20 protein-coding genes are annotated in these 22,058 nt (G+C 59.6%); 12 read left to right on the top strand and 8 right to left on the bottom strand.

The features are described from left to right. Positions 1-182: 182 nt before the first annotated feature. Entirely contained in the window at positions 183-1,565 is a 1,383-nt protein-coding gene (locus R5M92_RS00910) for an NAD-dependent succinate-semialdehyde dehydrogenase (RefSeq protein WP_346797140.1), read from the top strand. 84 nt (positions 1,566-1,649) lie between these two features. Continuing rightward, entirely contained in the window at positions 1,650-2,492 is an 843-nt protein-coding gene (locus R5M92_RS00905) for a glucose 1-dehydrogenase (RefSeq protein ID WP_346797139.1), read from the top strand. A 98-nt stretch (positions 2,493-2,590) separates the two neighbouring features. Here the strand turns inward: R5M92_RS00905 and R5M92_RS00900 are convergent, their stop codons facing one another. The 6 genes from R5M92_RS00900 to R5M92_RS00875 form a co-directional block, all read right to left on the bottom strand. Continuing rightward, complete coding sequence (locus R5M92_RS00900) at positions 2,591-3,310, bottom strand: tellurite resistance TerB family protein (protein WP_346797138.1); 720 nt, start codon at positions 3,308-3,310, stop codon at positions 2,591-2,593. Between the two features lie 84 nt (positions 3,311-3,394). Then, positions 3,395-6,001, bottom strand: a complete 2,607-nt coding sequence (locus tag R5M92_RS00895; protein WP_346797137.1) for an SMC family ATPase — start codon at positions 5,999-6,001, stop codon at positions 3,395-3,397. Then, positions 5,998-7,146 carry an exonuclease SbcCD subunit D gene (locus R5M92_RS00890; RefSeq protein WP_346797136.1) on the bottom strand — a complete coding sequence of 383 codons (1,149 nt, stop codon included), beginning with the start codon at positions 7,144-7,146 and terminating at the stop codon, positions 5,998-6,000. The genes R5M92_RS00895 and R5M92_RS00890 overlap by 4 nt, the downstream gene beginning before the upstream one ends. A 117-nt stretch (positions 7,147-7,263) precedes the next feature. After that, positions 7,264-8,895 (bottom strand): DASS family sodium-coupled anion symporter, encoded by a 1,632-nt coding sequence (locus tag R5M92_RS00885; protein WP_346797135.1) that lies wholly within the window; start codon positions 8,893-8,895, stop codon positions 7,264-7,266. A gap of 220 nt (positions 8,896-9,115) precedes the next feature. Then, positions 9,116-9,943 (bottom strand): ammonia-dependent NAD(+) synthetase, encoded by an 828-nt coding sequence (gene nadE, locus R5M92_RS00880; protein ID WP_346797134.1) that lies wholly within the window; start codon positions 9,941-9,943, stop codon positions 9,116-9,118. Positions 9,944-10,003: 60 nt separating this feature from the next. Then, a complete protein-coding gene (locus R5M92_RS00875) occupies positions 10,004-10,516 on the bottom strand; it encodes a CinA family protein (RefSeq protein WP_346797133.1) in 513 nt (170 codons plus the stop codon). Positions 10,517-10,724: 208 nt separating this feature from the next. Between R5M92_RS00875 and R5M92_RS00870 the strand changes: the two genes are divergently transcribed. Next, positions 10,725-11,828: a histone deacetylase gene (locus R5M92_RS00870; protein WP_346797132.1), complete on the top strand. Its 1,104-nt coding sequence runs from the start codon at positions 10,725-10,727 to the stop codon at positions 11,826-11,828. Between the two features lie 46 nt (positions 11,829-11,874). On the opposite strand, the gene R5M92_RS00865 is transcribed toward R5M92_RS00870, so the two are convergent. After that, positions 11,875-12,723: a methylated-DNA--[protein]-cysteine S-methyltransferase gene (locus R5M92_RS00865; RefSeq protein WP_346797131.1), complete on the bottom strand. Its 849-nt coding sequence runs from the start codon at positions 12,721-12,723 to the stop codon at positions 11,875-11,877. A gap of 223 nt (positions 12,724-12,946) precedes the next feature. Here R5M92_RS00865 and R5M92_RS00860 point away from each other — a divergent pair, with 223 nt between their 5' ends. From R5M92_RS00860 to R5M92_RS00850, 3 genes are all read left to right on the top strand, one after another. Then, positions 12,947-13,867 (top strand): glutaminase, encoded by a 921-nt coding sequence (locus R5M92_RS00860; RefSeq protein ID WP_346797130.1) that lies wholly within the window; start codon positions 12,947-12,949, stop codon positions 13,865-13,867. A gap of 262 nt (positions 13,868-14,129) precedes the next feature. Continuing rightward, positions 14,130-14,945 carry a DUF1206 domain-containing protein gene (locus tag R5M92_RS00855; RefSeq protein WP_346797129.1) on the top strand — a complete coding sequence of 272 codons (816 nt, stop codon included), beginning with the start codon at positions 14,130-14,132 and terminating at the stop codon, positions 14,943-14,945. A gap of 18 nt (positions 14,946-14,963) precedes the next feature. Continuing rightward, entirely contained in the window at positions 14,964-15,566 is a 603-nt protein-coding gene (locus tag R5M92_RS00850) for a YqaA family protein (protein ID WP_346797128.1), read from the top strand. Between the two features lie 7 nt (positions 15,567-15,573). Here the strand turns inward: R5M92_RS00850 and R5M92_RS00845 are convergent, their stop codons facing one another. Beyond that, complete coding sequence (locus R5M92_RS00845; protein WP_346797127.1) at positions 15,574-16,014, bottom strand: YtoQ family protein; 441 nt, start codon at positions 16,012-16,014, stop codon at positions 15,574-15,576. A gap of 202 nt (positions 16,015-16,216) precedes the next feature. Between R5M92_RS00845 and R5M92_RS00840 the strand changes: the two genes are divergently transcribed. The 6 genes from R5M92_RS00840 to R5M92_RS00815 all read left to right on the top strand — a co-directional run bounded on the left by R5M92_RS00840 (position 16,217) and on the right by R5M92_RS00815 (position 22,003). Further along, positions 16,217-16,747: an XRE family transcriptional regulator gene (locus R5M92_RS00840; protein ID WP_346797126.1), complete on the top strand. Its 531-nt coding sequence runs from the start codon at positions 16,217-16,219 to the stop codon at positions 16,745-16,747. Further along, on the top strand, positions 16,744-17,466 hold the full coding sequence (locus tag R5M92_RS00835; protein ID WP_346797125.1) for an AzlC family ABC transporter permease: 723 nt from the start codon (positions 16,744-16,746) through the stop codon (positions 17,464-17,466). Before R5M92_RS00840 ends, R5M92_RS00835 begins: the two co-directional genes overlap by 4 nt. Further along, positions 17,463-17,801, top strand: a complete 339-nt coding sequence (locus tag R5M92_RS00830; RefSeq protein ID WP_346797124.1) for an AzlD domain-containing protein — start codon at positions 17,463-17,465, stop codon at positions 17,799-17,801. The genes R5M92_RS00835 and R5M92_RS00830 overlap by 4 nt, the downstream gene beginning before the upstream one ends. A 222-nt stretch (positions 17,802-18,023) precedes the next feature. Then, positions 18,024-19,256 (top strand): porin, encoded by a 1,233-nt coding sequence (locus R5M92_RS00825; protein WP_346797123.1) that lies wholly within the window; start codon positions 18,024-18,026, stop codon positions 19,254-19,256. Positions 19,257-19,266: 10 nt separating this feature from the next. After that, the gene (locus R5M92_RS00820) at positions 19,267-19,692 is read left to right on the top strand and encodes a phosphate ABC transporter substrate-binding protein (RefSeq protein ID WP_346797122.1); all 426 of its coding nucleotides are present in this window, start codon (positions 19,267-19,269) and stop codon (positions 19,690-19,692) included. Continuing rightward, entirely contained in the window at positions 19,685-22,003 is a 2,319-nt protein-coding gene (locus tag R5M92_RS00815) for a putative bifunctional diguanylate cyclase/phosphodiesterase (RefSeq protein WP_346797121.1), read from the top strand. The genes R5M92_RS00820 and R5M92_RS00815 overlap by 8 nt, the downstream gene beginning before the upstream one ends. Positions 22,004-22,058 lie beyond the last annotated feature (55 nt).

The raw sequence follows: 22,058 nt of genomic DNA, 5'->3' as shown, positions 1-22,058 counted from the left end.
TCTATTTGGCGAAACGCTTGATTGGGCGAAGTACTTGATTTGGCGAAGTACTTGATTTGGCGAAGTACTTGATTTCGAGAAGTGCGTGTTTGCCGAAATGCTTGGAGCCAATGACCGGAAGCCAACAGGACTAGCAGGAGCACAACAGTCACCAACGCGTTGATCAGACGATAGGAGATCCAATGAGCAACCAGGTTACCACGATCAATCCCGCCACCGGCGAGCCGCTTGACAGCTACGCCCAGATGGACGTTGACCAGGCATCCAGAATCATCGAACAGAGTCACGAAGCCTTCCTCAGCTGGCGTCTCGAATCGCTGGAGAAGCGGGCCAGTATCGTCAAGGCGATCGGCAAGGCCCTGCAGGACAACCAGGAAACCTTTACCGATCTCATGGTGAAGGAAATGGGCAAGCTGCCCAAGGAAGCACGACAGGAGATCGACCTGTGCGTGGGCATCTGCGACTACACCGCCGCGCAGGGGCCCAAGGCGCTGGCGGATGAAGAACGCCAACCCGGCAACGGTCAGCGCGGCATCGTCACCTACTCGCCCATCGGCGTGATCTATGGCATTCAACCATGGAACTTCCCCGCCTATCAGGTGGTGCGTTATTCGATCGCCAACATCATGGCGGGCAACAGCGTGCTGCTGAAACACGCCGAAAACGTGACCGGCAGCGCCTTGCTGCTAGAAAAGATCTATCGCGAAGCTGGGTTGCCCGAAAACGTGTTTCGCGCCCTGGTGATCTCCCACGATACCTCCGATGAGGTGATCGCTCATCCGCTCGTACGCGGTGTCACGCTCACCGGCAGCGATAGCGCGGGTAGCAAGGTAGCGGCACAGGCCGCCAAACATCTGAAGAAGACCGTCCTCGAGCTAGGGTCCAACGACGCCTACCTGGTGCTCGACGACGCCGATCTCGAGGTGGCGGTGAATACCTGCACTACCGGGCGCGTCTACAACGTCGGCCAGACTTGTGTCGCCGCCAAGCGATTCGTGGTGACCGAGGCCAACTACGAGGCATTCAAGGAGCGCTTTGTCGAAAAGATGAAAGCGCTGAAAGTGGGTGACCCCACGCAAAGCGATACCGACCTGGGACCAATGGCCCGTGTCGATCTACGCGACGACCTGCACGACCAGGTCGAAGAGAGTGTGCGCAAGGGCGCCAAGATACTTTGCGGCGGTGAAAAGCCCGCCGGCAAGGGAGCTTTCTACCCGGCCACCGTGCTGGATGATGTCACTCCCGGCCAACCCGCCTACGACGACGAACTGTTCGGCCCGGTCGCGGCGCTGATCCGCGCCAAGGACGACGAAGACGCCATGCGCATCGCCAACGACAGCCGCTATGGACTCGGCGGCGGCATCATCTCCACCGACGTGAAGCGCGCCACTGAACTGGCCAGCAAGTATTTCGATACCGGCATGATCTTCATCAATGGCTTCGGCGTCGCCACGCCGGAAATGCCCTTCGGTGGTGTCAAGAATTCCGGTTATGGCCGCGAGCATGGTGGGTTCGGCATGCACGAGTTCGTCAACGTCAAGTCGATCATCGTGGTCCAGGAGTAACAACGCTCCTACACTCCAGCGAAGGACTTTTTTCCGTAACAAAACTCTTTTCTAGTCACCAAACAGGAAGAAGGAGGCAAGACGATGGATACGTCAGGTCAGACCCAAGCCCGCCAACCAGGAAAGGAGTACAAGATGTCGCCGGAGCCGGACTATCGCCCGCGCTATCCCGGCTCGGGCCGGCTCGAGGGTAAAACCGCGCTGATCACCGGCGGCGACAGCGGTATCGGCCGTGCCACCGCCGTACTGTTCGCCCGTGAAGGTGCCAACGTCGTCATTCACTACAAGGATGAGCACGACGATGCCGAAACCACACTGACCTTGATGCGCGACGAGGGCCACGAAGGTGTTGCACTCAATGGCGATATCGGCAACAAGGCGGAAGCCGAGCGAGTGGTAAACGAAGCAATCAAACGCTTCGGCAGGCTCGATGTGGTGGTCAACAACGCCGGCGAGCAGCACGCCCAGGATAACGTCACCGACATTCCCGAAGAGCAGATCCGGCGTACCTTCGATACCAACCTGTTCGGTCAGTTCTTCGTGGTCCAGGCGGCCCTGCCCCACTTGCAGGCCGGTGCGTCGATCATCAACGTAACGTCCGTCACCGCCTTCCGTGGCCAGGACCTGCTGGTGGATTACTCCTCTACCAAAGGCGCCATCCTGTCGCTGACTCGAGCACTTGCCAGCAAGCTGGCGGGAGATGGCATTCGGGTCAATGCCGTGGCACCCGGGCCCATCTGGACGCCGTTGATTCCCGCCTCGTTCCCCGAGGAGAAAGTGGCCGAATTCGGCAAGCACTCGCCGCTGGGACGCCCCGGCCAGCCCAATGAAGTTGCCTCTTGCATGCTGTTTCTGGCCTGCGAGGACGCCTCCTACATGAGCGGCCAGACCCTTCACCCCAACGGCGGCGATATCGTCGGCGGCTAGAAGCCGCCGGGCTGTTCTGAAATGCCCCGCCCCACCGGCGTTCAGCCAATGTATCGCCGGTGGGGTCCTGGTATGTTGGAAGATAAAGACTTCCTGAATCAGCCAGCGGCAATCGCCTGACGCTCCAGCTCCTTGGTGACGTCCTTGTCCAGCTTCAAGGCGGTCGCCAGCTGATCGAGCCAAGCGCGCTCCATGGGGTTCTGCTCGTCGGTCACCGCCACGCTGATCAGATACATCTCGCGTGCCGCCTGGGGAGAATCCGCTTCCCGGGCCAGCGCCTGGGCATCCAGCGGCGCCTTCAGCTGCCGCTCGACCCAGTCGTGCATCTCCTGGTCGGCGCCCAGCGCGTCGATCTGCTGGGTGATCAGCGCCTGCTCCTGTTCGTCGATGTGCCCATCGGCACGGGCGGCCATGATCATCGCCTGGAGCAGCTCCAGGCTGCGCCGCTCCTGGTACTCGCCGTTCAGTACCTCGACCCGCTCGCCCTCGCCATTATCCGCGGTCGACTCGTTCTTGGTGGCCTGAGAACTCTGCCAGGCTTTCCACGCCAGCATGCCGACACCCGCGATAGCGCCATACTTGAGCGCTTTGCCGCCCATCTTGCGACCACGCTTGGAGCCAACCAGCAAGCCCATGGCACTTCCGCCGAGCAGGCTTTTCATGTCAAAGCCGCCGGAGGCGTCATCGCCTTGCTTCTCGTTGCTACCGCCCAGCTGTTTGGAAAGGCCATCCAGAATCCCTTTGACGTCCACACCGCTGCCCTTCTGTCCGCTACCGGCTTGCTGCATCAGTTGCTGAAGAATCTTGCTTGCGTTCATCGCGTGCTCCAAAAGTTGTGCGACCGATACGAGTTGTCCGACCGATACTCGCGGGAAATACGCCACACTCTCATTACCGTCTTCTTATCCTGATAACGGATTCTTGACGTCAACCGTGCTGCCTTGACGACCGGCACGCACTTCCACACGGACCGGCATCTGCTCCTTGAGTTCGCTGACATGGGAAATAATACCGATCATGCGCCCGCCCATCTGCAATTCACTGAGCATGGCGATCGCCTGGTCGAGAGCGTCCTGATCGAGGCTACCAAAGCCTTCGTCGATAAACAGTGTATCCAGCTGGATGCCCCCCGCATAAGCTTGCACCACGTCGGAAAGGCCCAGCGCCAACGCCAGCGCGGCCATGAACGACTCACCGCCGGAAAGGGTCGCCACCGGGCGATTCTTGCCGGTATAGGTATCCGCCACATCGAGTTCCAGCCCCGAGGCGCGATTGCCTTTCGAGGGATCTTCGCGGCGCACCAGCTGGTAGCGCCCACGGCTCATGCGCACCAGCCGCTCGGAGGCCTGAATCAAGACATCATCCAGCAGTACGCCAAGCACGAAGCGCTGCAGGCTGATGCGGTTGCCCGTACGTCCGTTGGCCACCTCGCTGAGCGTGCCCCAGACGCGGTATTGCGCTTCCAGCTCGGCTTGCGCCTCCTGGGCGGCGGCGAGCTTCTGCCGAGTGGCCTGTAGCTGCGCCACTCGCGACGCCAGTTGCCGGTACGCTTGTTCACTCGCCTGTTCGCGGACGCGAGCGTCTTTTGTCTGCTCAGCCAAGACATCCAGGTCGGGTGGCGTCAGGTCCTCAAGGCGTGCCGCGCTGGCTTCGAGCTGGCCTTCCAGTTTGGCCAGCTCACGCTGAAAGTGTTCGACTCGTTCGGCCAGTGCCTGGCGTTCGGCCTCTGGCAAGTGTGCGTCGGCAAAGGCGGCTTCGTCATTGAAATCGCTGTCTGCCAGCGCCTGGCGCCATGCCTGTTGCGCCTTGGCTAGCTCACCTCCGGCCAGCGTTTCGCGCTGGGCGGCATCGTTCAACGTGGTTTCCGCCCGGGCCAGAGCGGTTTGGGCCTGCTGGGCTTGCTGCTGGGCCGCCTGCCAGGCACGCTCGCACTGATGGATATCGCGCTGTAGATTAGTGTGCTGCGCCTGCAACGCGTCAAGGGAGGTTGCGTCGCCTAGCTGGCGGCGCAACCGCTGGCACTGCTCGTCCAGGTGAGTCATACCCAGCTTCTGGCGCTGCGCTTGCTGCTGAGCGGTTATCAAGTCCCGGCGTGCTTTTTCGTGAAGGTCGCGGACCTTTTTCACATCGTCCTGAGTCACCAGCGCCTGGGCCTGGCCGGCGGGAGCGGGATGCTCGCAGCTGCCGCACACCGGGCACGGCCGGTCAGTTTCCAGCCGTTGCGCCAGCAGGGCCGCCTGGCCCTGATGCCAGCGCAGCTCCTGCTCGGTCGCGCGCCGCTCCAGTGCGGTGACGTCACCTTGTTGTTGCTCGATCGCCTTTGTGGTCTGTGCCGCCTGGCTGGCCAGGCGTTCGCGCTGGGCCTCGAGGCTGGCCAGTTCCTGGCACTGCTCCACGGCATGCTCGAGGCGGTATGCTTCCTTCTGCCAGGCGGGTAGCTGCGCCTGGCGCTCCTTGGCCGATTCAAGCGCCTGCTGAGCCTGACGGTAGTCAGATTGCCGGGCGGTAATCGCGGCCTCTGCCGTTTCGCGCGCATGGGTTGAGGTAGCGACCGCTTGCTGCGCGGTTTGCAAGGCATAAAACGGCGTGGTCAAAACTTGAGTTTGTTCGTGGGCGTGAAGCTTTGCCTGGGCGCGCTCGGCTTCCGGCTGGTGGCGCAACTGCTCGGTCTTCGCCGCTTCAAGCGTCTTGTGCCGCTCGAACAAGGCCTGGCTTTCGTTGCCTTGGCGCTCGGCGTGTTCGGCCTGCTCCCGCTGTGCCTTGGCCTCGGTGTAAGCGCGCTCGGCGTTGAGTTTTTGAGGTTCCAGGTTCTGCAGGGTTTCTTCCAGCTCGGCTTCGCTCTCGACCTCGCTGGCGTCGAGAATGCCCTTGACCCGCTGGCGGTGGTCGTTCACCTCGCGCTCGATCTGGTTGGCCTGGGTACGCAGGCGCTCTTCGATGCGCTGGAAAAGCTGGGTCTGGAACAGCTGGGAGAAGATCTTTTCCCGATCTTTCGAGTCCGCCAGCAACAGCTCGCGGAACTTGCCCTGGGGCAGCACCATGACCTGGCGGAACTGGTTGGCGTCCAGGCCGATCAACGTTTGCACTTCAGCGGTGGCATCGTTGACGCTTCTGGCAACAAGACATTCCCCCACCTCCCCTTGGGGAGTCAACCGCCACAGCTGGGCCTCGGCGTTTTGCGTCGTGGTGCCCTCCCCGCGCGCCTTGGGCCGCTCCTGCTGCGGCACGCGGCGTACCCGGAAGCCTTCGCCGCGCAGGTTAAAATCGAACGTCACTTCCGTCAGCAGGCCGGCGGCGGCCTGGTCGCAGCGCATCTGGGTGCCGGTGCGTTCATCGCCGGTGGTCTGGCCATACAGCGCAAAGCAGAGCGCATCGAGAATCGAACTCTTGCCCGCCCCCGTGGGGCCGTTGATGAGAAACAGCGGACTCTTGCCCAGCGCAGTGAAGTCGATCGTTTCACTACCGGTAAAAGGGCCGAACGCTTGCATGGTAAGGGTCAACGGCGTCATATCCGGGGCTCCTCGTCGCGGCTCAACTGGGCGATCAGTTCCCCCATGGCGCGGGACTGCTCCTCGTTCATCGCTTCGCCGCTGGTCTGGGCAAAGAAGTCATTGAACATAGCCAGTGCGTCAAAGCGTAGCCGTTTGCGGTCGAGCTGCTGCGGGCCTCGGGGCTCCAGCATGCCGGGTTTCTCCAGATGCAGGACGTTGGGATAAACCTCGCGCAACTTGCCCATGGGATCGAGAATCGCGTGGCGGTCGGTGAGCCGCACCAGCAGGTAGTCGTCGGCGTTGGGGTCCGTCTTGCCCTGGGCGATCAACGCGTCAAGCTCGCCTTCCAAGACACGTACCTCGCGGCTCGGAACTAGCGGAAACTGCTCGATTCGCGTCACGCCGTTCCTGTCCATATCCACCAGTGTGACGCCCTTGCGCTGGCGCGCTTCGGAAAAGCTGTATTTCAGCAGCGAGCCGCTGTAGCGAATGTGCTCACCGCCGCGATACTGCGGGCCGTGCAGATGACCGAGCGCCACATAGTCAAAGCCCTGCATCGGTTCCCAGGCCACGCTTTCAGCGCCGCCCAGCGTCAGCGGACGTTCGGAATCGGAGGCGCTGCCGCCATCCACGAAGCAGTGGCTCATCAGCACCGTGGGGCGTGAGGCATGGCGCTGTTGATTGATGCGCTCCACCAGGTAGCGGTGGGCGCTATCGAAATCGCGCACGTCCACTGAAAACTGGCTGCGTACGTGCTCGGGGTCGGCATAGGGAATGCCGAATACATCCACTTCGACACCGTTCGCGGCGAGCGTGACCGGGCAGTCACAACCCGCCAGGTCGGAGATGATATGCAACCCCGCCTGACGCAGATGCCGAGCGCCGAAGCGCAGGCGCTCGGCGCCATCGTGGTTGCCCGAGATCATCACCACCGGCAGGCCGCGCGCCTCGCACAGCTCGCCCAGTATGTCGTCGAGTAGCGTCACGGCGGCGGCAGGCGGCACCGAGCGGTCGTAGATATCGCCGGCGATCAACACTGCATCCACCGCTTCGCGGTCGACGATGGCGATCAACTGGTCAAGCACATGGCGCTGGTCAGCGAGCAGGGAGAGATTGTGAAACAGCCGACCCAAGTGCCAGTCGGCGGTGTGTAAAAGGCGCATATCGGACTCGACAAGTATTGTTCGGCAAGAACCGTTCGACAAGAATCGTGTAGCGGCATCATACCAATCACACGACAAAACCCCGCACATGGCGGGGCTCGGGTTTTGTCTTATCGATCAGTCGCGGAATACGTCCGGATAGGTGGATAGGTCCACCCCCCAAACGAGCGGCAACAGGAAGTAGACGCTCACCACGATCAACAGCATGGCGATGATATTGACCCAGAAGCCGATGCGTACCATCTCGATGATCGTCAGTTTCCCGGTAGCGAAGATGATGGCGTTAGGCGGCGTCCCCACCGGCAGCATGAAGGCGCAGTTGGCCGCCATGGCGGCGGGCACCATCAGCACGAAGGGGTGAATATCCAGCGCCAGGGCAAGAGAGGCCAGCACCGGCAGGATCATCGTCGCGGTGGCAGTGTTCGAGGTGATCTCGGTCAGGAACAGCACCATGCCGGTGGCAATCAGGATCATCAGCAGGAAGTTGACCCCGCCCAATACACTCATCTGATTGCCGATCCAGGCGGCCAGGCCGGAGGAGCCGAAGCCCGCGGCTATTGCCAGGCCGCCACCGAACAGCAGCAGGATGCCCCACGGAATATCCTTCGCCACGTCCCAGTTCAGCAGGCAACCCCCTTTGGTGGAGGGGATCAGGAACAGCAGCAGCGCCGCCATGATGGCGATCATGGTGTCGTTGATGCCGGGAATGGTCAGCAACTGTCCTTCCCACAGAAACGAGCGGGTGATCCACATGAACGCCGCAAATAGAAACACGCCCAGCACCGCTTTCTCTTCGAAAGTGGTTCTGCCCAGGGCTTCCTGCTCTTTCTTGATCAGCGCCTTGCCGCCGGGCAGGCTGGTGAATTTCACCGGATACACCACCCGGGTCAGCAGCAGCCAGCTTATCAGCAGCAGTATCACGACGACCGGAAAGGCGAAGAACATCCACTCGGCAAATGAAATCTGCACGCCGAGCAACTCCTCTACCACCGCAGCCAGAATGATGTTCGGTGGCGTACCGATCAGCGTACCCAAGCCACCGATGGTGCCGCCGTAGCCAATACCGAAAATCAACGCCTTGCTGAACTTGTCGATCTCGCCGCTATGGTCTTCGTCACTTTTCGCCAGCTCCTGACTGACCTGGTACACGATGGCCGTACCGATCGGCAGCATCATCATGACCGAGGCGGTATTGGATACCCACATCGACAGGAAGCCGGTCGCCGCCATGAAGCCGAAGACGATGCTGTTGATGCTGGTACCGAGCACGGCAATGATCGTCAAGGCGATGCGTTTGTGCAGGTCCCAGCGCTCCATTGCCAGGGCGATCATGAAACCGCCCAGAAAGAGAAAGATGATCGGGTTGCCGTAGGCGGCCGTGACCGCCTTGCTCTCCAGCGCTCCGGTCATCGGCAATAATACGATCGGCAACAGCGAGGTCACGGGGATCGGGATGGCCTCGGTGATCCACCAGACCGCCACCCACAGCGTGGTGGCTAGCACCATGCGCCCCTCGACACTCAAGTCTTCCGGGTGGAAGAACAGTGTCACCAGAGCGAACAGCAGCGGGCCGAGCAGCAGGCCGATCTTCTGTGGCGTGTTGTAGGCGGGTGGACGAGGCTCGGGCGCAGGCTCGCGTTTGCCGGTGGCAGCCGAGGCATGGGCGGCGCCTGTTGTCGGCAGGGCGCACATCAAAAGGTTTTTCACTTGGCGGTGGGAAGCCCATAGTGGGTCCCATACCGTCGTCATGGCAATTCGGGGCATTCGATTAATGTCGCTCGGGTGGGTGTATTAAGAAAGCGAAACGAAGACGGCAAGATCGCGTTGAGTTCGCCAGGACAAGCGCCATCTTCGACGGCGCCCTTTATTCCTTTTGCCAGGCCACGAGTCCAGTAAAAACTCCTCGAACACCCCAAAATTAATACCAAAGTATAAAATACCTTGGTATTAATTCGACACAAGCGAAGCCTTAGGGTGCCTTGGGCAGCTGACGTTTATGCTCGGTACGCTCGTAGGTCTGAACGATGGTAGTGAACGCTTGCTCACTGACGGGGTGGCCAATGAGAAACGCATCGATTTCATCGTAGGTGACCCCGAGGGCAATTTCATCGGCCAGCAGCGGCTTCAGCGATTCCAGGTCCGCCGTGGGTAATTTCTTCACGAGATGCGTCGGAGCTTCCAGCGCCGTACCGATATCGCGAACCTGTTGCTTGGTCAGGCCCGTCAGCGGAGCAAGATCGCAGGCACCATCGCCATATTTGGTGAAGAAACCCATCAACGCTTCCGCCGCCTGGTCGGTTCCCACGACCATACCGCCCATGGCCCCAGCCACGGCATACTGGGTGACCATCCGTTCGCGCGCCTTGATATTGCCCAGCACGAAATCCCGGTGTCCAGCATCGCGAAACGCCAGGCCGCCTTGCTCCAAGGAAGCCAGTAGCGCGTCGCTTGCCGGTTTCACGTCCGTTGTCAACACTTCATCGGGGGCAATAAAGGTGAGCGCCTTCTGGGCGTCGTCTTCATCCTTCTGCTCACCGTAGGGCAGGCGCATGGCGTAGAAGCGCGCCTCGACACCCTGGTCGCGCGCTTTTTCCACCGCCAGCTGGGCCAGGCGGCCCGCCACGGTGGAATCCACCCCCCCGCTGATTCCCAGGACCAGACCGTGTTGCCCCGTTTCGATCATCTGCCGACAGAGGAAATCCACTCGTGCATCGATTTCCTGTTGCGGGTCGATCGACGCCTTGACGGCCAGGGCCTCGCAGATACGCTGCTGTTGGGCTTGCTGGTCATTCGCCATGTTGCCTCCTTGCATTGCACTAGATGATGATTAATTCGTAACTCGATGGGAGGTTAGTGACTAATTACTGACAAGAGGTGCATTGCCTTCCGTTACCACACGGTGATGTTCGATAATCAGCTCCAGGGAGTAGTGGGCCGCTGCCAGACGCACTTCGTTGCGATCTCCCGGGAAACGCCGGGTTTCGGTATAGAGATAGGTGTTATCCGCATGACGAAACGCCCAGGCGAAACACACGGTTCCTACCGGTATGCCATCGTGGGGTTCCGGCCCGGCAATTCCGGTGTTCGCCACCGCCACGTTGGCATTGTTGTTGTCCAGCGCCCCCAGCGCCATCTCCCGAGCCGTCTCCTCGCTGGTCAGCCCATAGGTATCGATGGTATCGAAGCTTACCGCCAGGTAGCGATTCTTGGCCTCGGGAGAGTAGACCGCCAGCCCGCAATCGATGGACTGGCCGCTGCCCGGCACCCGGGCAAGTTCCGATACGATCAAGCCCGCCGTGCACGACTCCGCCGTCGCCAGTGTAAGCTCATGTTGCTGCAAATATTCACTAACTCTTCCCAGCACTTCCATTGCCGTCTCCTTGAACTAATACTCCCAACTATTACTCCCTGTTGGCTGGTATCTGCCCCTGAAATATAGCTGCTCCATCCTGCTTGTCGAAAAGATCGCGGTAAAAGAAACGTCGACTACAGTGTAGAAAGGCAACACTTCGTTCCCCAGACCGGCGATTTCCATTTCACGACCATTACGTTGCCACAAACATCAGGGAGATATACCCGTGATCGGTGAACGCGATGTGCTCGTAATTCATGATGACCGTATGCTGGCGCACCGGCCAAATCCTGAGGTTCCCTTCCAGCCTGGAAAGCTGGATAGCCGAATCCAGGCTATTCTGGGCAGCCTTTTCGACAGCGCCAATACCAAATGGAGCTATCCCGAGCACCCCGGGCGGCTAACGAGCATTACCGATCTACTCACCCGCGAAAGCATTGCCGGCGTCCGCTATGAAACGGCCCGACCCGCCACGGAAGAGCAACTGGGCAGAGTCCATGCGACGTCCTACATCGAGAATATCTATACGCTGCGTGGCAAGCAGGCGTGGCTGGACGTCGATACCACGGCGGTTTCCCCCGGTAGTGTCGATGCCGCTGAGGTGGCGGCGGGTTCAGCCATCGCCGCAGTGGAAGCGGTCGTTTCCGGCCGGGCCGGCAGCGCTTTCGCCCTTTGCCGCCCACCGGGACACCATGCGGAGTCGGTGCGCGCGCGCGGCTTCTGCCTGTTCAACAACGTGGCCGTCGCTGCGGCTCACGCCCACGCCAAGCTGGGTTGCGAGCGGGTTCTGATCATCGATTGGGACGTTCATCATGGCAATGGAACCCAGGATATCTTCTGGGCCTCGCCCGATGTGATGTTCTTCGATACCCACCGTGCCGCTCCCTTCTATCCGGGGTCCGGCAACAAGGAGGAAATCGGCGCGGGCTTGGGCGAGGGGCTGACCATCAACGTTCCCCTGCCCGCCGGCTGCGGCGATATGGCGCTGATCAAGGCCTATCGCGAAATACTGATGCCTGCGGCTGACTGGTTCAAACCGGACCTAATACTGGTTTCCGCTGGCTTTGACATGCATCGTCTCGACCTGTGCATGAACTTGAGCTATAGCGGTTTCGGCGCCTTGACCGGCATCGTCCAGGAGCTGGCCGACAGGCACTGTGAGGGGCGTTTAGCCATGGTGCTTGAGGGAGGCTACAATCTCGAATCATTGGCCCGCGGGGTCAGGACGGTACTGGAAGTGCTGGCCGGCGGTCAGCCGCCCGAAATCGAGGAGCCCGGCATCAAGGAAGTCGACGAGTTGGCCGCATATCACCGCGATGCGTTCAATTGACTTGCCCGCTGCCCGATTGCCGGCATGTCTACCAGACTACCTCCGACTATGGCGCCAATGCCGTTTCGTCCAGCTGCGCCAGCTCCCAGGCCTGCACCAACCGTTTCCTGGCCACTCCCCAGCGATAGCCTCCCAGTGCGCCGCTTTGCTGCACGACCCGATGGCAGGGAATCCACAGGGCGATGGGATTGGCCCCCACTGCATTGCCCACCGCCCGCGACGACTTGGGCGACCCCAGCACCTGGGCAAGATGCGAGTAGCTCGCCAGCTGGCCGTCGGGAATGGTAAGCAGCGCCCGCCAGACCGCGATCTGGAAATTAGTGCCGGTCACGTGCAGCGATATCGAGCCAGGCGTGCCCTGCTTTGCTGCGGCAAAAAGGAGATCCACCGCGTAGCGAGTCGACTCGGGGCAATGAGAAAGCGTACTGCGGGGCCACTCTCTGGAAAGTTTGGCCAACAACTCATCTGCGCTAGTAGCATCGACGAAGCCCATGCGGCAGATACCCCGGGGTGTTACCGCCACGAATAGTTCACCAAGGGCCGTGGGATGAACGCCGTAGGAAATCTCGACCCCTTCGCCCTGCCCCTTGTGCTCTCCCGGGGTTACGGCTTCCAACTGCACGAAATGATCGTAGAGCCGAGAGCCGCTACTGAGCCCCAACTCATGGGCGGTATCCAGCAAGGAGCGCGATGAGGCGATCAAGCACTTGCCCCGCTCCAGCGTCAGCGCCTGCAAGAAGCGCTTGGGACTAATCCCCACGTAACGACAGAACAGCCGCTGGAAGTGAAACACGCTCAAATGCACGTGCGCCGCCACTGTCTCCAGCCGGGGTTGTTGAGCCGTATTTGCCACCATATAGGCCAGCGCTTTCTCGATACGCTCGTAGTCGTTCATCGCTCGCCTCACAAATTCACTTTCCTGTTGCTGTATGCCTGACTTTTGCAGCGTAAGCGGCCCCGGCCTATTTGCCGACCCGTATCTTGCTCAATGGCGCTGGTTATTGACTCGCGACGGCCAGGCACACGTTCCGCTTCATGTTACTGGCACGGAAAACAGACAGTTCCGCTATTTTTCGCTAGGGTGAAACCAAATCCTAAATGACGATACCCGATCAGCCATGCAAGATTTTATTGATGAGATTGCAGCCACCATGGGGGGAGCACAAGAGCGTGGCGAGGTAGCGAATTATATTCCAGAACTGGGTCATGTCGACCCACGGCAGTTCGCCATTTCGCTGGCCACCGTGGATGGCAACGTCTACTCAGCGGGCTGCGCCACTACGCCCTTCTCGATCCAGAGCATTTCCAAGGTCTTCACCCTGACCATTGCCCTCGGCAAGTTGGGCGATTCGTTGTGGTCGAAAGTCGGCCGCGAGCCGTCCGGTGACCCTTTCAACTCGATCGTTCAGCTCGAGCATGAAAGCGGCAAACCGCGCAATCCCTTCATCAATGCCGGCGCGATTACGGTCGTCGATGCCATCATGATGGGCCACGAGCCCAAGGAGACATTGGCCGAGATACTCAGCTTTGTCCGCTATATCGCCGACGATGATTCCATCTGTTTCGATCATGCCGTGGCTGCTTCCGAAATGGCACACCGCGATCGCAATGCATCGCTGGCGCATTTCATGAAAGCCTTCGGGCGTCTCGATCACGATGTCGACAAAGTCCTGGGAACCTACTTTCATCAATGCGCCATTGCCATGAACTGCCAGCAACTAGCCCATGCCGGCCTCTTTCTGGCCTCGGATGGCATCAACGAGCCAAGCGGGATTCGTGTGGTGGCGCCGCAGCGGGCACGCCGGATCAACTCGCTGATGATGCTGTGTGGCCACTACGATGCCTCGGGTGAATTTGCCTTTCGTGTCGGCTTGCCGGGCAAGAGCGGCGTGGGCGGCGGGATATTGGCCATCGCACCGGGTCACGGATCGATCGCCGTGTGGTCACCGGGGCTGGACCCTTACGGCAATAGCCTGTTAGGCACCCAAGCGCTCGAAATGCTGGTGCAGCGCACCGGCTGGTCCGTATTCGGTCATTGACGAATTGATTTGCGAGCACGGCTCGATAACCGCGAGCTAAACAAACAGCATTTTACCGCGACTCTGAAACGACACGACTGGCTGCAACGACACATTGTCTAAAACGGCATGATTGTCTAAATCAACACAGTTGCCATACTGGTACCCACCAATACCTAGCGGTGGACATGATTACGTCGTCCACGCAGCACGGGCCATTGGCCGGCAGCGCTGCGTAACAGGGACATTGGACGAAAGGCCATCATCAGAGTCAGGAGGACCCATGGCGAACGACACCCCTAACCCCGACCACCGAGACGCGATCAGCGTGTTTGCCCGCCTGGGCTATGCCGCGCGTGGGATCGTATATCTTCTGGTAGGCGGTCTTGCCGCGCTAGCGGCACTAGACCAGGGCGGCCAGACGGAAGGCAGCCGCGGCGCGCTGGAAAGACTGTTAGCCGCACCATTCGGCCAGGTAATCCTCGGCGCCATCGCGCTGGGCCTTGTCGGCTACGCCTTATGGCGCACCATCCAGGCCGTCAAGGACGCCGACCACCATGGCAAGGACGCCAAGGGCATCGCAATCCGCACGGGGCTGATGGTGAGTGCCGTTACCCACACCTTGTTGGCGCTTTTCTCGGTCAACCTCATTTTCCATTTCGGGGGTTCTTCGGGTGGATCTTCCGGGGGCTCCGAGGGGATGGCGAGTTGGCTGATGCAACAGCCTCTCGGCCGCTGGCTGGTCGGCATAGTGGGCCTTTGCATGATCGGTGCAGGCCTTGCCCATATCTTCAAGGGCTACAAGGCAAAGTTCGCCAAGCACTTCGACATGTCACCGCAAACCCAGAAATGGGCCTACCCCATCTGTCGCTTCGGCCTGATGATTCGCGGCCTCGTGTTTATCATCGTCGGCAGTTTTTTCATTATCGCCGCCTATCATGTCAATCCTGACCAGGCCGGGGGTATCGGGGCAGTATTCAATACTCTGCGTAGCCAGGCATATGGGACATGGCTGCTGGCTTTCGTGGCAATTGGCCTTTTCGCGTTCGGCGTCTATAGCGTGCTGGAAGCTATTTACCGCCGTGTCGACCCCTCCTGACGGCAAGACGAGGCCCGCATGGCATTCACATCGAAACGTACCAAACACTGGTTCGATCGCATCAACGGCTCGAACCATATGCTCTGGCTACTAGCCGTTCTCTCTTTTCTGGAAACCATCATCATCCCGATTCCCATCGAGTTGGTACTGATTCCGTTGATGGCGATCAACAAGGAGCGACTCTGGACCATTGCCACGGTCACTACTCTGGGCTGCCTTGTCGCAGCAATCGTCGGCTATGGCGTGGGTATGGTGCTCTATCAATCGGTGGGCACCTGGTTTATTGAAATGATGGGCATGGAAAACGCCTACCAGTCCTTCCAGGGATTCTTCGATCAGTATGGGTTCATCGCCATTCTTACCATCGGCATTCTGCCCATTCCCTTTCAGGTCGCGATGATTACCGCCGGGCTTTCGGGCTATCCGATCTTGCTTTTCGCCCTCGCCGCGTTAATCGCTCGCGGCCTGCGCTACTACGGCCTCGCTTGGCTGGTCCATCGCTTCGGTGACCGAGTCGAAGAGCTATGGAGACGCCACGCCCTGGTCACAAGCCTGGTTGCCGGAGTGGCCGTACTCATCATCGCGCTGGGAATGCAGAAGCTGGCAAGCATGGTGATGTAGCGTTACATCACGCCTTCAACACGTAGCGCAGAATCTCCACCACCTGGTCAGTAGTGGTACACCACGCCTGGGCCTGGGCATCGACTTCCTTCAGCGGGTGAACGATCTCTTCGCTGTGCAGGGTAATGTAGGGCTTGGCCAGGGCGGCACAATAACCGGCATCGAAGGCGGCATTCCACTGCTTGTACTTGTCGCCGAAACGCACCACGACCAGGTCGCTCTGCTCGATCAGCGTACGGGTGCGGATGGCGTTCACCTTGGAGGATTGGTGATCACGCCAGAACTGCTTGGGTTGCTCGCCCAAATGGTCACCGGCGGCATCGGAGGCGTCGTGATCTGTTACCGGCGCGGTAAACACCACATCCAGTCCCGCAGCTTCCGCGCCGCGCTGGATCTCTTCGCGCCAGTCGCTATGGATTTCACCGGAAAGGTATACGTAAAAGCTCATGCTGATCTCCTCGGGATGCCAAATGGCTCGCCATCATAATCCATATCGTTTCGTGGAAAAATATTCCAGATTAGCTTACCCACCACAATAACCGTCTAGCGACATATAACCGCTTCGCCTTGTTCATCCTGCTGCCGCAATCATTGACAGGCTAACGTTCCTTATATAGAACAGTCTATATCAGGAGAACGAGACCACCGGCATGGATGAGCTATCACTCAGTACTCTGGGGCATCACCTTCAATCACTGCGTCAGGAGCGCGGCTGGTCACTCTCGCAGTTGGCCACGGCGGCGGGTATCGCCAAATCCAACCTGTCGCGCCTTGAGCAGGGAAATGGCAACCCCACGCTGGATACCATCTGGCGCTTAGCCGTGCAGTTGAAGGTGCCTTTCGGCACTTTGGTAGCGCCTATTTCCGTACCGCTGGGAGAAGATGGCGTGCAGGTACGCTTGATCGACCAGGGCAAGGATTCGCCCCAGGTCGATGCTTATTGGATGTACTGCGCGCCGCATACCCTGCGCCAAGCGGAGGCCCACACACCGGGTACCCGCGAATCGCTTACCTTGATCAGCGGCTGGCTTGAGGCCGGACCTGAAGGCGCGACCCACACGCTTTCGCCAGGCGACACTGTGAGCTTTCCCGCCGACCAGCCGCACCGTTACCGCACCCGGGATGCCGGGGCGACGCTGCTGCTCACCATCGTCTACGCCGAAAAAGGAGAACACTCATGACCCAGCTGGCCACGCCTACACAAACCCGCGCGTGGGTAACGGGCGTGCGCGAGGCGACGCCGCTGCTGGGAGGATATATTCCGGTCGCGCTCTCCTTCGGCCTGGTGGCGACCCAGGCCGGATTCACTACCTGGGAAGCCGCAGTCATCTCGACACTGATTTACGCCGGTGCCTCACAGTTTCTCTTCGTGGGCATGGTGGCGGCCGGCTCGCCGCTGTGGCTGGTAGTGGCAATGACGCTTTTGATCAACGTGCGCCATGTGGTCTACGGCCCCAACCTGGCCTCCTGGTTGCCGACGAGTCGCCACTGGCCCTGGCTGATGCACGGCCTCACCGACCAGGTCTTCGCCCTCGCCCTTACCCGGCTCCCCCAGTTGCCCGAGCCACAACGTTTCGGCTGGTTCGTGGGGGCATCGCTGCTGGCCTGGATAAGCTGGATAGTGGGTACCGTGGTGGGCGCCATCGCCGGGGAAGAGCTGACCGCCCGCTGGCCGCTGCTTGGCGAGATCATGCCCTTCGCCCTGCCCGCCCTGTTTCTGACCATGGTGGCCCCACGCTTCACCGACAAACGCTGGGCACTAGCGTTGAGTGTCACCATTACCGCCGCGCTGTTTCTCGCGCTGACCGGCTGGAACAACGTGGCGATTCCGCTGGCCGCCGCCTGCGGCGCACTCTGCTTTTACATGATCAAGTTCCAACCGGCGAGGCACACCCCATGAGCACCGCACTCTGGCTAGCCGTCATGATATCGGCATTGGGCACCCTGCTGATGCGTGTGGTGCCGTTTCTGTGGATGCAGCGCCGCCTGGATAACGACACCGGCCTCAATGCCATGCCCCAATGGCTCGGGATTCTCGGCCCGCTGATGATCGCCGCCGTGCTGGGTGTCTCCATCGTACCGGTCAGTCCAAGCGTCATTTCCTGGGCCGCAACGGCCATCGGCCTGCTCGTCACGCTACTGGTGTGGTGGCGGCTACGCTCGCTCGGCTGGCCGGTAGCTGCCGGCGTTGCGGTATATGGAATGGTGCAAGTGGGTGTGGCGCTGGGCGGGTAGGGAGACCGCAGCATGAAACGGGGTGCATGGGACAAATAGAAAAACCGCGGACCATTACGCAAGTTCGCTCCGAATACCTCTCAAGCTTTGTACTTTCCTGCCGATAATATTGCTTGGAACACCAAAAATGTAGCTTCTTGCTTCAGCTAAGCCGTGTATGCCGCTGTAACCTTGCTGTCGATTAAAGGCAGTCATAGACCACCGCCAACCCGGGCTGCCCATATGTTGAAAAAACAGACTTTCACCCTTCTTGCCTCGCTGATCATGCTCTGGGGCTGTACAACAGCGCAAGCAGACACCCCCTCCTTGTCGCTGAACGGCTTCGGCACGCTTGGTGCCGTACACTCCAGTGAAGATCAAGCAGCCTTCGTCTCTACTATCTTCGCTCCGCGGGGCGCAGGGCACAGCAGCGACTGGAGCGCTGAAGTCGACAGCCGGCTCGGCCTTCAGCTCACCGCCGATTTCTCACCCCGCCTCAGTGGAGTCGTGCAGGCTGTTACCGAGCAACGTTACGACGGCTCTTACCGGCCAACGATTGAATGGGCCAACATTACATTCGATGCCACTCCGGACTTCAGCTTGCGAGCCGGTCGCGTGGTATTGCCGATTTTCATGAATGCAGAGTACCGCAAGGTAGGATATGCCCTTCCTTGGGTGCGCCCGCCGCAGGAGGTCTACAGCTCTGTTCCCGTGACAAATACCGACGGTATCGACGTCAGCTATCGGTATCGCTTCGGCGAAGTCGTCAATACGCTTCGCGCCACCTACGGTCAGTCCAAAGTGAAGTTTCCTTACAGAGACGAAAACGACGACCTGATCTCAGGCAGCACCGATGCTCGGGAGGGGCTCACGCTTGGCAGTGAACTAGAGTGGAGCGAACTGAGACTGTTTGCGGCTTATAGCCAGTTCCGCTTGACTATCGAGGAGTTCAATCCCTTTTTCAATTTATATCGCCTATATGGCACCCGAGGCGAAGCTATCGCCGATCGCTACGACATCGAGGACAAGCGTTTCGAGGTCATAAGCCTTGGCGCTAACTACGATAGGGGCGATTGGTTCGTGATGGGTGAATGGACACAGACAGATAGTCGCAGTTTTCTGGCTGATAGTCGTGGCTGGTACGTGACCGGCGGGTATCGGCTGGGAGCTATAACACCATATGTCACCTATGCCAGACACCGCATTTACAGCAGCACCTCGTCTCCTGGCCTGTCGCAGCCGGGCACAGAGCCACTGGACGCCGTTCTCAACTCCTTCCTAAGCTACCAACCACAGCAAACAAGCCTGGCTCTGGGGGCACGCTGGGACGTTTCACCCAACCTCGCTCTCAAGGCACAGTTCGATCATATGGATCATAAGGAAGGCTCCCCCGGCTATCTGGTCAACCAGCAGCCTGGCTTCGAGTCTGGCGGCTCGGTCAACCTATTCAGCCTCGCGCTCGACTTCGTGTTCTGAGGAGACAAGAATGCCTACACGAATCAAGCGTATCGGCTGCAGCCTACTCCTCTGCCTAGTCTCGAATTTTGCCTTGGCCGAAGTCGTGGTGGTGGTATCCGCACAGAACCCGCTTGCCACTCTCACCCGCAGCGAACTTGCCGACATCTATTTAGGCCGTTCGAGCCGCTTCCCGACGGGCCAGCCAGCAATGCCCATCGACCTGCGCGAAAGTTCATCGGTTTATGTCACGTTCTACCGAAAGTACCTGGGACAGACCCCCGCCCAAATCAAGATGCACTGGTCACGGCTGATATTCACCGGCCGAGGCCAGCCGCCACGCAGTTTAGCGGACAGCAAGACCATGGCCAATTTCGTCGCTGAACACGTCGCTGCAATTGGGTATCTAGACGATACTTATCTCGACGAACGCTTGCGGGTGGTGACGATTGATTGATTCCACCCACGTCAGCAAAGATGCTGACCCTTACTCCATCAAGCAAAGCTGGCTGCATCGTCTTATCGAGCCAGCAGTGCTGTTTCCGAGCCTCGCCCTGCTGGTCCTGGCTGCGATTTGGATTGTCACCCTGAGCCTGGCCGAACGGGAACAGCAAGCCGCCGACCGCCGGGCGGCCCTGCTAGCGGTGGATATGACCGAGACCTATGAAGCCCAGGTCGTTCGTGCTCTGCGAGAGATCGACACCACTCTGAAACTGGTCCGCTACAGTCTCGCCGAGCGCCGCTCCCCTCAGGAAACGCTGGAAAGCTTGCGTCAGAGGGACTTGCTTCCCCCCACCCTGCTGTTCGAGGTTCGTATCAGCGATGCCGCAGGGAATATCTTGGCCAGCACGCACGATACGCCCATCGAGCAAGTCGCTTCCCTAGCGCCTGAACAGGAAGGCATAAAAATCGGACTATCGCTCCCGCAGGCCCCGAAAGAAGAAAGCCGGCTAATCTTCAGCCGACATTTGACGAACAATGAGCAGGACGAACTGGGACAGGTAACCCTTCTGGTCAGCGCTTCCTATTTCGTTAGCGGCTACGAGTCGGATACGTTGGGGAATCATGGTGTCCTGGCCCTGCTGGGAGCCGACGGCACCTTCCTTGTCCGCCGCACCGGCGACACCATCCGCACGGGAGGCCAGGTCGACCGTGCTGTGCTGCTGGACGACAACAGCGCTCTCGACGGGCCCGCTCGGGTGAGCGTCAACGAATGGGACGGTGTACATCGTTACACCGTGGCCAGGCCGCTGTTCGAGTTCCCTGTAACCATCGTACTCGGCCTTTCGTTGACTGAGCAGATGGCCGCAGCCGAAACTCTGCAACGTAGCTACTATTGGCGAGCCACGCTGATCAGCATTATCGCGCTCTCCGTACTGGCACTTCTCGGCCGTCTCAGCTGGAAACTCCGCAAGACCCAGGCCAAGGTACTCAATGAGCGCCTGCGCCATGCCCAGCGCGCCGAGTACTTGGCCTTCCATGACAACTTGACAGGCTTGCCCAACCGAGCTTTCTTCAGCCAACTGCTGACCAAGTGCATGCAGCATGCGCGTCGCTACGACAGGCCATTGGCACTGCTCTTTCTTGACCTGGACCGATTCAAGACCATTAACGATTCATTGGGTCATGATGCGGGAGATGAACTGCTACAAGAAGTCAGCCAACGGCTATGTAAGTCGGTACGTGAAAGCGACACGGTAGCCCGCCTGGGAGGCGATGAATTCGTCATCCTCCTTCCCGAAAGCACGGAGACGAATCAGATCACCCAAGTCGTCAACAAGATTCTGACCGCTGTCAGCGCCCCCTTCACTCTGGTAGGTCAAGAATTTCGCGTCACGGTCAGTATCGGCGTTGCCCGGTGTCCGGCCGATGGAGAAGACGAGCAAACCCTGATGAAGCATGCCGACGTAGCGATGTATCATGCCAAGGAAAAGGGGAAGAACAACGCTCAATTTTACTCGGCGCAACTGAAATCGGACTCACTGGAGCGCCTAGCGCTTGAGTCAGGCCTGCGCAACGCACTGGAGCGCCAGGAATTCCAGCTCTATTACCAATCCAAGCTGGACATGAAAACCGGCCAGATAATTGGTATGGAAGCGCTGCTTCGCTGGCAGCACCCAGAGCTCGGGCTGATAATGCCCAAACAATTCATTCCGCTGGCGGAAGAGAACGGACTCATCGTTCCCATTGGCCGCTGGGTACTCTACACCGCCTGCCGCCAGAACGTCGCCTGGCAAAAGGCGGGCTTTCCTGCCCTGAGCATGGCGGTCAATCTCTCGGCACGGCAATTTCATGATGATGGCTTGTTGAGGGACATCGAAGGTGCACTCCAGGTAACTGGTATGGCGCCTGAGCTATTAGAGGTGGAAATCACCGAGAGCATGATGATGCTGAACATACCCAGAGCCATCGGTATCTTGAACGGACTACGCAAACTCGGCGTGCATATCGCAATCGACGACTTTGGTACCGGCTACTCCTCTCTCTCCAAGCTAAAGGCATTCCCTCTCGACACCATCAAGATAGACGGCTCGTTCATTCAAGATCTCGTCGATAGTGCCGATGACAGGAACCTCACGGAGGCCATCATCGACCTCGGCAAGAGCCTGGGCTTGACGGTAGTTGCCGAAGGTGTCGAGTCGGCGGCACAAGTGGACTACCTGCGCCAGAAGGCTTGCGACCAGATTCAAGGATTCTACATGCATGAGCCTCAGCCGGCCGAGGCAGCCGCTCTTTCAATGCAACAACGACTCAGTAGCGCCTGGTGACCGTGGTGGCTTGATACTGAACGTCGCCCACCATCCGTTGAGCACAGATTCATTA

Origin of the sequence: Halomonas sp. Bachu 37, assembly GCF_039691755.1 — a bacterium.
Classification (GTDB): Bacteria; Pseudomonadota; Gammaproteobacteria; order Pseudomonadales; family Halomonadaceae; genus Vreelandella; species Vreelandella kashgarensis.
This window is presented reverse-complemented; position numbering and strand designations above follow the sequence as displayed.

Bases quoted from the DNA above. Each gene is read 5' to 3' on its own strand.
- R5M92_RS00875 (WP_346797133.1), bottom strand. From the start codon at position 10,516: ATGGAAGTGCTGGGAAGAGTTAGTGAATATTTGCAGCAACATGAGCTT.
- R5M92_RS00910 (WP_346797140.1), top strand. From the start codon at position 183: ATGAGCAACCAGGTTACCACGATCAATCCCGCCACCGGCGAGCCGCTT.
- R5M92_RS00845 (WP_346797127.1), bottom strand. From the start codon at position 16,014: ATGAGCTTTTACGTATACCTTTCCGGTGAAATCCATAGCGACTGGCGC.
- R5M92_RS00850 (WP_346797128.1), top strand. From the start codon at position 14,964: ATGGCATTCACATCGAAACGTACCAAACACTGGTTCGATCGCATCAAC.
- R5M92_RS00855 (WP_346797129.1), top strand. From the start codon at position 14,130: ATGGCGAACGACACCCCTAACCCCGACCACCGAGACGCGATCAGCGTG.
- R5M92_RS00830 (WP_346797124.1), top strand. From the start codon at position 17,463: ATGAGCACCGCACTCTGGCTAGCCGTCATGATATCGGCATTGGGCACC.
- R5M92_RS00895 (WP_346797137.1), bottom strand. From the start codon at position 6,001: ATGACGCCGTTGACCCTTACCATGCAAGCGTTCGGCCCTTTTACCGGT.
- R5M92_RS00825 (WP_346797123.1), top strand. From the start codon at position 18,024: ATGTTGAAAAAACAGACTTTCACCCTTCTTGCCTCGCTGATCATGCTC.
- R5M92_RS00885 (WP_346797135.1), bottom strand. From the start codon at position 8,895: ATGACGACGGTATGGGACCCACTATGGGCTTCCCACCGCCAAGTGAAA.
- R5M92_RS00900 (WP_346797138.1), bottom strand. From the start codon at position 3,310: ATGAACGCAAGCAAGATTCTTCAGCAACTGATGCAGCAAGCCGGTAGC.
- R5M92_RS00840 (WP_346797126.1), top strand. From the start codon at position 16,217: ATGGATGAGCTATCACTCAGTACTCTGGGGCATCACCTTCAATCACTG.
- R5M92_RS00890 (WP_346797136.1), bottom strand. From the start codon at position 7,146: ATGCGCCTTTTACACACCGCCGACTGGCACTTGGGTCGGCTGTTTCAC.
- R5M92_RS00865 (WP_346797131.1), bottom strand. From the start codon at position 12,723: ATGAACGACTACGAGCGTATCGAGAAAGCGCTGGCCTATATGGTGGCA.
- R5M92_RS00860 (WP_346797130.1), top strand. From the start codon at position 12,947: ATGCAAGATTTTATTGATGAGATTGCAGCCACCATGGGGGGAGCACAA.
- R5M92_RS00835 (WP_346797125.1), top strand. From the start codon at position 16,744: ATGACCCAGCTGGCCACGCCTACACAAACCCGCGCGTGGGTAACGGGC.
- R5M92_RS00820 (WP_346797122.1), top strand. From the start codon at position 19,267: ATGCCTACACGAATCAAGCGTATCGGCTGCAGCCTACTCCTCTGCCTA.
- nadE (WP_346797134.1), bottom strand. From the start codon at position 9,943: ATGGCGAATGACCAGCAAGCCCAACAGCAGCGTATCTGCGAGGCCCTG.
- R5M92_RS00905 (WP_346797139.1), top strand. From the start codon at position 1,650: ATGGATACGTCAGGTCAGACCCAAGCCCGCCAACCAGGAAAGGAGTAC.